This is a genomic window from Flavonifractor sp. An52, assembly GCF_002159385.1.
Lineage (GTDB): Bacteria > Bacillota > Clostridia > Oscillospirales > Oscillospiraceae > Flavonifractor > Flavonifractor avicola.
The window spans coordinates 1-7,418 of record NZ_NFIB01000053.1 but is presented as its reverse complement, the minus strand read 5'-3'; the positions used below and the strand labels follow the sequence as shown (position 1 = coordinate 7,418).

At 54.6% G+C, this 7,418-nt stretch carries 8 protein-coding genes; 6 read left to right on the top strand and 2 right to left on the bottom strand.

Annotated features, from left to right (window positions below; all coding sequences use genetic code 11):
- Positions 1 to 367: 367 nt before the first annotated feature.
- Positions 368 to 1,108, bottom strand: a complete 741-nt coding sequence (istB, locus tag B5G06_RS13420; protein WP_087189556.1) for an IS21-like element helper ATPase IstB — start codon at positions 1,106 to 1,108, stop codon at positions 368 to 370.
- Positions 1,109 to 1,110: 2 nt separating this feature from the next.
- Positions 1,111 to 2,649: an IS21 family transposase gene (gene istA / locus B5G06_RS13415; RefSeq protein WP_087189555.1), complete on the bottom strand. Its 1,539-nt coding sequence runs from the start codon at positions 2,647 to 2,649 to the stop codon at positions 1,111 to 1,113.
- A gap of 186 nt (positions 2,650 to 2,835) precedes the next feature.
- On the opposite strand from istA (B5G06_RS13415), the gene B5G06_RS14560 reads away from it, so the two are divergent.
- The 6 genes from B5G06_RS14560 (at position 2,836) to istA (B5G06_RS13390) (ending at position 7,205) form a co-directional block, all read left to right on the top strand.
- Positions 2,836 to 2,967, top strand: a complete 132-nt coding sequence (locus B5G06_RS14560) for a hypothetical protein (protein WP_255396458.1) — start codon at positions 2,836 to 2,838, stop codon at positions 2,965 to 2,967.
- Between the two features lie 238 nt (positions 2,968 to 3,205).
- On the top strand, positions 3,206 to 3,874 hold the full coding sequence (locus tag B5G06_RS13410; RefSeq protein WP_143382758.1) for a hypothetical protein: 669 nt from the start codon (positions 3,206 to 3,208) through the stop codon (positions 3,872 to 3,874).
- 17 nt (positions 3,875 to 3,891) lie between these two features.
- A complete protein-coding gene (locus tag B5G06_RS13405) occupies positions 3,892 to 4,158 on the top strand; it encodes a PqqD family protein (RefSeq protein ID WP_087189553.1) in 267 nt (88 codons plus the stop codon).
- Complete coding sequence (locus tag B5G06_RS13400; RefSeq protein ID WP_158094725.1) at positions 4,151 to 4,579, top strand: S24/S26 family peptidase; 429 nt, start codon at positions 4,151 to 4,153, stop codon at positions 4,577 to 4,579. The genes B5G06_RS13405 and B5G06_RS13400 overlap by 8 nt, the downstream gene beginning before the upstream one ends.
- On the top strand, positions 4,558 to 5,466 hold the full coding sequence (locus tag B5G06_RS13395; RefSeq protein ID WP_087189551.1) for an ABC transporter transmembrane domain-containing protein: 909 nt from the start codon (positions 4,558 to 4,560) through the stop codon (positions 5,464 to 5,466). Before B5G06_RS13400 ends, B5G06_RS13395 begins: the two co-directional genes overlap by 22 nt.
- Before the next feature lie 128 nt (positions 5,467 to 5,594).
- Positions 5,595 to 7,205, top strand: a complete 1,611-nt coding sequence (gene istA / locus B5G06_RS13390) for an IS21 family transposase (protein ID WP_158094724.1) — start codon at positions 5,595 to 5,597, stop codon at positions 7,203 to 7,205.
- Positions 7,206 to 7,418: the final 213 nt, after the last annotated feature.

Below are 7,418 nucleotides of genomic sequence, written 5' to 3'. Positions count from 1 at the left end.
ACTCCTAATCATTCGGCCATCTCCCTTAAAAGTATTGCACACACTTTTAAGATAGCCGGTCTTTAGGCGTGGGTCAATTTTTGCCCGGCGTATAGGTCTATTTTACTCCGGCGGTGACAGGTGCTGGGTTTGTGCGCCGCGCGCGAAAATGGTACGGGCACCGGATGAAAAAAACCTTGCACTTTGGTGTGAAATATATTATAATAGCACGTCGGAAAATTATAACAAAAAATGTGCATACGCCGCTCCAAAAGTGCAGCTTGACCGCAGATGATGGTGCATCGTCACCGCTGGAATGGTGCACCCATTCCGCCGAAATGGTGCATGGCGGCCGCGGGCGTGGTGCACTGGGCCGCCATGCGGAAAATTACTCGGGGATGCCCTTACGCTTTCGCATGGATTCGCCCTCAATTTGGATGGTATAGGCGTTGTAGATGATTCGGTCACAGATGGCGTCGGCCAGGGTGGGGTCGTACAGGTTCTCGTGCCACTCGCTGGTATCATACTGGGAACAGAAGATGGTGGAGGCCACCTTGTTCCGGGCCTCTACCAGTTCCAGCACATCCCGGGCCTCTGCCTCCTTGAGGGGGTAGAGCAGCCACTCGTCCAGAATAAGCAGCTTCTCTTTCCTGAGCTTTTTCATGTAATCCCGGTAGGTTCCGTTAGCCCGGGCCACAGAGATCTCCACCAGCAGATCCGGCAGGCGGATATACCGGACGGAATAAAAGCTGCGGCTGGCAGCCATGCCAAGGGCGCAGGCCAAATAAGTCTTTCCAGCCCCGGTGGCTCCCAGAATGATGACATTATGTGCTTCCTGGAGATAGGCGCAGGAGGCCAGGCGCAGGATCTGTTCCCGGTCCAGCTTTCGTTCCGGCAGGTACTCAATATTCTCTACGCAAGCGGCAGGGTCTGCGTAGCCGGCGTTGCGGATGAGCCGGGTCAGGCGGTTGCTTTTCCGGGCGCTCCACTCTGCGTCTACCAGCATGGCAAAGCGATCCTCAAAGGACACCGCTTGGAACTGCGCATCCTCCAGTTGGGTGGAGAAGGCCTCCGCCATGACACCCAGGCGCATTTCATGTAATTTCCGTACCGTTTCATTGCTCAGCATGGTCATTCCCCCCTCTTGTAGTAGCCGGCGCCCCTGGTGAACTTATGGGCTTTGGGCTCTTCCGGCCTGGCCGGAGCATCCTCATCCAGCAACTTGTCCTGCCCGGATTTCAGAATGGACTGCACGCTTTTCAGGCTGGGGGAAGCGGTGTAAGAGAGGGCTTTCTGACAGGCACTCTCCAGACGCTGAGGGGAATAGCGTTCTGACAGTTTCAGCAGAGCCATACAGGACTTGTAGCCCTGCTGCTCCACCTTGTGGGCGGAGAGAAAGAGTCGTACCACGGCAGCGGTATGCTGACCAATCTGTTCCGCCCAGCGGATGAAACGCTCGCCATTCCATTGCAGGTAGGCCTGGTGATCCGGCGGCATATGGTTCTCCGCCGTGCTGTACTGGTTGGGACGGCCATGGAGACGCAGGTGAGAGGCAATCCGGGTTCCGGCAAAGAAGATCTCCACGGTAGTCCGGGTAAGCCGTACATCTACCTGCTGCTTGATATACTCATACGGCACGGAATAATTCATGCGCTCCACGCTGATATGGTAGTTATATTGGACGGTAGCTACCTTCCAGACTGCCAACTCAAACGGTGTAGCCGGAAGAGGCAGCAGGAACAGTTTCTCCTCTGCAAAACAAGCTGCCCGGCTGCCCTCCCGTTTCTGGAAGGGCTTGTGGTTGAAGGCTTCCAGTTTCTCATGGATTGCTTCATTCAGTTCTATAAGGGACAGAAATTGGCGGTTACGCAGGGCCGCCAGGATCCAGGTAGAGACCACGCCAACGGAGCCCTCCACGAAGGCCTTGTCCTTGGGACTGCGGGGACGGGCTGGAAGAATGGCGGTGCCGTAGTGCTCCGCCATCTCCTGGTAGGACTTGTTGAGTACCGTTTCCGTCCGGGAGTTCTTGACTACACCGGTCTTGAGGTTGTCCGGGGTGAGGATGCGGGTGACACCTCCAAAATACCGGTAGGCATTGACATGGCCGGTGATCCAGGCCTCCTGCTTCATGTCCAGGAAGGCCTCTGTGTAGGCGTAGCCGCTGTATGGCAGCACCGCTACAAACAGATATGCGTCCAGCTGTTCCCCTGTGTCTGTGTCCACCAGAGCTGCCGTCTGGCCCGCCCAGTCCACCTGCATGGTCTCGCCGGGCTTGTGTTCCAGGTGCATGGTGGCTTTGGTCTTGTGGACATAGTCCGCATAATACTTGTTGAATTGGGTGGATTTGTAGGGCAGCTCGCCGCTTTGACGACACTGCTCGCAGTATTCCACCCACAGCAGGCTCAGGGTGACGCCGCTCTTTTGCATCTCTCGGTGTACCCACTCGTAGTCCGGCATCTTGTAGACAGGGTTCTTTTGCTCTGTTGGAAATAGCCGCTGGGAAACTTCCTGCTGCGACATGGACTGAGCTTGCTGCCAGCTAAGCTTCTGTTCCCGAGCCCGGGCTAATGTACGTGTGACCGTGTTGCGGCCGCAGCCAGCGGCATCTGTGATTTCCCGATGTGTGAGCCCCAGGCTTTTAAGCCGGAGGATCTCTTTGTGATTGACCATGGTAAGGCCTCCTAAATTGAATTTGCATCTGACAATGCTAAAATCCATTTTAGTGGACGGGCTACCTCTGCACCATGGCTGCGGTGACCATGCACCATTTCAGCGGTCTGGGTGCACCATTCGTGCGGTCTAAAGGCACCGTTTCAGGCGGCGTATTCAAAATGAATAAAAAAGGAGCAAATATCCATGAAGAATCATTATGAGGAGCCCATTCTGGAAGTGATCGGGTTTGACTGCGAAGATGTGATTACCACCAGTGGTGTAATTGTAGGCGGCGATCCGGATGTGGAGGGGCCTGAGGTTGACTTTGAGGGTTGATCCACATCCACTTAGTGAGACAAGTACATAAGCTTATTACATATGTGTGCTCGCTACAACAAGTGACTAGAATTCGGTAGTAAATAATTGATTAGTTATAGCGGCAATAATAAAAACATATAGAGGTGCTGTGCACAAGCACAGCGCCTCTACGACTATCTTCCCCATTGTTTTACCATAAGAGAAGGATAAAAGAACAACCATGTTTCATCTTTCATTAGCAGGATACCCATTTACCGTGGACAACCGCTATGAGTACGTCAAAGCCCTCTGGCGGGATTACTGGACGCAAAAACCAGGGGAGCTTATTACGGTAAGTAAAGAGGATATCGCCCGGGAACAGACCGACGGTGGACATTGGCCTGCCTCGTATCTGGAGAGCCTGGCGGTATATCGAGACATCTGTGAGCGGTTTGTGGCCCGGGATGTGGTTTTGTTTCACTGCTCCGCATTGGCCTACCGGCAGCGGGGCTATTTATTTGCAGCCCCCAGCGGTACGGGCAAATCCACCCATGCCAGGCTGTGGCGGGAGGTCCTGGGCGATGCAGTCAGAATGATCAACGACGATAAGCCCCTGCTGAAAGTCACATCCGAAGGGGTTACAGTGTACGGCACGCCGTTCGCGGGGAAAGAGGGGCTGCAGGAAAACAGCTCCGCTCCGGTGGCGGGTATTGTACTGCTCCACCAGGCCGGGACCAACAGCATCCGGAAGCTGTCGCCACAGGAAGCCTATCCCATGCTGCTGAACCAGACCTACCGCCCTAAGGATGCGGCCGGACTAATAAAAACGCTGGAGCTGGTGCAGCGTTTGAGCGAATTGCCGGTCTACTCCATGGGCTGCACCATATCCCGTGAGGCGGTGGCTCTGGCGGTTCAGACCCTGACCGGACAAGAACTTCCATCATAGATTGACAGGAGAAGAATATGAAGATTAAAGCGGGATTACTCTCTCATAAAGTTGGCGACCAGTACGTCACGGTGGCCTCTGGTGAAGCCGGGGATGTATTTTGCGGTATGCTCCGCAGCAATGAGACTGTGATGGAGATGCTGCGGATGCTGGAGCAGGAGACCACAGAGGAGCAGCTGGTAGACGGGCTTTTTGCCAAGTACGACGCTCCCCGGGACACCATTGCAGCCCATGTGCACCGGATCCTGGAGCAGCTCCGCGCCACCGGTCTGCTGGATGAGTAAGCCGGTTTCTCCGCTGGAGCGGGAGATCCTGTCCGGCAATCCGGTGGTGACCATGACATCCGGAGACAGTATGGAGCCTCTGCTGTTTGATCATGACACCCGAGTGGTCATTCGCAGGGCCGAGGGTACGCTGAAGAAGGGTGACCTGCCGGTGTACAGGCGGCCCTCTGGACAGTTTGTGATGCACCGGGTGGTGCGCGTTGGAAAGGACTGTTATGATACCCGGGGGGACAACCGTTATGGCACGGAACGGGTCCCTCAGGAGTGGATACTGGGTGTGGTCACCGAGATCTATCGGAAAGAGCGCCACTTCCTTGTGACGGACTGGCGCTACCGCCTGTATGTGGCCCTGTGGGGCGGGCTGTACCCTATCAGATATTTGGTGCACAGAGGAAAAGCATGGATAAGAAAGGTACGATAACAGAACTCTGGGAGACGGCAGGCAGAACAAGATGGAAAGTAGGCCTGCTTCTTTTTATGCGGGCAGCCATTGCGTTTATCAATGTGGCGGTAGCCCTGCTGCTGCGGGACCTGATCAATGCGGCGGTAGCCCAGCAGAAGGAACTGTTCTTTTCCAAGGCGGTTTTCTTCATCGGCCTGATTTGTGGCCGTGTGGCGGCAGGGGCAGCCAACAGGTTCTTGCAGGAACGCATCAGCGCGGAGTTGGAAAACAAGTGGAAAACCCGACTGTTTGGCACCTTGCTCCGACAGGACTATGGCTATGTCTCGGCGGAGCACTCCGGCGAGTGGATGACCCGTCTGACCAACGACACGGTGGTGGTCGCCAGCGGCATGACCAATCTGCTGCCTGACCTGGGCGGGATGATTGTGCGTCTGGTGGGCGCGACAGCAGCCATTTTGTTTATGGAACCGCGCTTTCTCTATTTGCTGGTTCCCGGGACCGCGGTGCTTGTGGGGCTGTCCTATCTCTCTCGGAAGCAGATGAAGCAGCTGCATAAGCGGGTTCAGGAGGAGGACGGCGCCCTGCGCACCTGCCTGCAGGAGAGCTTCTCGGGTATGCTGGTGGTGCGCTCCTATGGCGTGGAACAGATGGCCCTCCAACAGGCTGAAAAGCACATGGAGCGGCACAAGGCGGCCCGCCTGCGCCGCAACTGGTTTTCCAACCTGTGCAATACCGGCTTCAGTGCCCTGATGAACGTGGTCTATGTGGCGGGAGCCTGTTACTGCGGCTACGGTATTCTGACCGGAGCCATCTCCTACGGAACCTTTACGGCCATTTTGCAGCTGATTGGCCAGCTGCAAGCGCCGCTTGCAGATTGTCACCGCAACGGGCCAGCGGGGCCTTAATTCCGGGCCAGTCCGGGCCATGGACTCGGGCCAGCTGAGGACATAATTTCCGTCCAGTTATGGAGCCTTCTCCTATAATGAAACTACCTCTTTTTCGGAAGAGGAATTCATTGCAGGAGGTTCAGAAAATGGACTACAATCGAGTGCTGGTTCTTCACTTCACCAACGGGATGAGCAGCAGAGAAATCGCTGAAACCACCGGAGATGGCAAAACCACCATCAACGAGTTCCTGAAGCGATTTAGGGAATGTGGGGTGCTGAAATATCCTTTGCCGGAGGATGTCACCAACGAATTCATCGGAGAGCTGCTCTACCGGAAGGCCGGAAGTCCCACGGACTCTCAGCTCTACAGGGACATTGACCCAGAGGGCATTCACCGTGCCTTGACCAAAAAGGGCGAGACACTCAAGCACTTATGGAAAAAATATAATGCTTCCGGCATTGTAGATGGCCGCAGGCCCCTTAGTTACCGCCAGTTTTGCAGGCGGTATTCTCAATGGCTTCAGAGCAGTAAGGTCACCTTCCACATTCAGCGCTATCCCGGTGTCAATCTGGAGCTGGACTTCGCCGGAAAGACGCTCTGCATCCATGACCGACGAAATCCAAAGCAGACTATCCCTGTCACAATCTTTGTTGCTGCCATGTCCTACAGCGATTATTTCTACATTGAGGGTATGACCCGCTGCGATATCAGCAACTGGATCCGGGTCAACAACAATGCCCTTGCCTACTTTGGCGGCATCACTCAGACCGTCACCCCTGACAACTGCAAGGTGGCAGTTACGGAAAACAAGGACTGGATCAATCCCGGCGTCAACAAGGATTTTCAGGCTTGGGCCGAGCACAATGGCACCGTCATTATGCCTGCCAAGGTCAAATCTCCTCGGTGGAAGCCCAATGTAGAAGGTCATGTCAAAATTGTAACCATGCACATTCTGGTGGATATGGAGGAGATGACCTTCTATTCTCTGGAAGAGTTAAATGCTGTGCTTTGGGAAAAGATGGCCCAGGAAAACCGAGAGAACTTCCAGGGGCTCAGCTATTCCAGGGTGGATCTTTTTGAGAGAGAAGAAAAGGAGGTGCTGCTGCCGCTGCCGGAAGCCCCGTACGAGTATTTGGAACGGAAGCTGGTCAAGGTGAGCCAGGACTTCTCCTTCGTCTATGACAAGGTCCATTATTCCATGCCTCGCAAGTATCTGAAGCGGACGCTGGAGATCCGGGCCGGGGCCACCAAGATCCATATTTACAACGAAAACGGGGATTTCATCCGCACTCACGACAGAAGCTATACACCCAAGAGCTGGGTGGTGATTCCCTCCGATATGCCCAAGGAATATAGCGATTATGGGTACTGGAACAAATCGTATTTTCTCGCAAGAGCCGAGAGGGTTGGCCCTGATACCAAAGTTCTTATTGAACGGGTGATGGAAAAGTTTCAGTACCCTGTCCAGTCCTTCCGCAGCTGCTATGGCATCCTCAGGTTTGCTGAAAAGTACGGAATGCAGGCCCTGGAAACCTGTTGCCATGATGCCATTCTCCACGGGAAATGCAGCTACACCTACATTGCCAACACAATTTCCATGTATGCAAATCCTGCACCGGCACCGGTGGACAGAACCGACAACTCTCTCAAGTCTGTGGACAGGAATGCCGTAGTCACGGGTGCTTACAAGGATGACGATGATAAGTATTCCCTGAAGAACCTTCTCAAGCGTCAGGAAGAAGGTGAATCCAGATGAGCAGCAATGCAAATCTCATTACCATGCTGGATGAGCTGAATCTTCCGGTGGCGGCTGAACGCCTGACGCAGCTCCTGAATAGCCCGGAGCTGAGTGAATATTTCGCTCCAAACAGGCCAGCAAAACGGAGGAAATAGGTCCAGGGTCACGGTGGAGATGAGTCCAGGTGTACGGTTGCAAGTCCAGGCAGTAGAATAGATGAGGCACGCAAAG

Bases quoted from the DNA above. Each gene is read 5' to 3' on its own strand.
- B5G06_RS14560 (WP_255396458.1), top strand. From the start codon at position 2,836: ATGAAGAATCATTATGAGGAGCCCATTCTGGAAGTGATCGGGTTTGAC.
- istA (WP_158094724.1), top strand. From the start codon at position 5,595: ATGGACTACAATCGAGTGCTGGTTCTTCACTTCACCAACGGGATGAGC.
- B5G06_RS13405 (WP_087189553.1), top strand. From the start codon at position 3,892: ATGAAGATTAAAGCGGGATTACTCTCTCATAAAGTTGGCGACCAGTAC.
- B5G06_RS13400 (WP_158094725.1), top strand. From the start codon at position 4,151: ATGAGTAAGCCGGTTTCTCCGCTGGAGCGGGAGATCCTGTCCGGCAAT.
- B5G06_RS13395 (WP_087189551.1), top strand. From the start codon at position 4,558: ATGGATAAGAAAGGTACGATAACAGAACTCTGGGAGACGGCAGGCAGA.
- istA (WP_087189555.1), bottom strand. From the start codon at position 2,649: ATGGTCAATCACAAAGAGATCCTCCGGCTTAAAAGCCTGGGGCTCACA.
- istB (WP_087189556.1), bottom strand. From the start codon at position 1,108: ATGCTGAGCAATGAAACGGTACGGAAATTACATGAAATGCGCCTGGGT.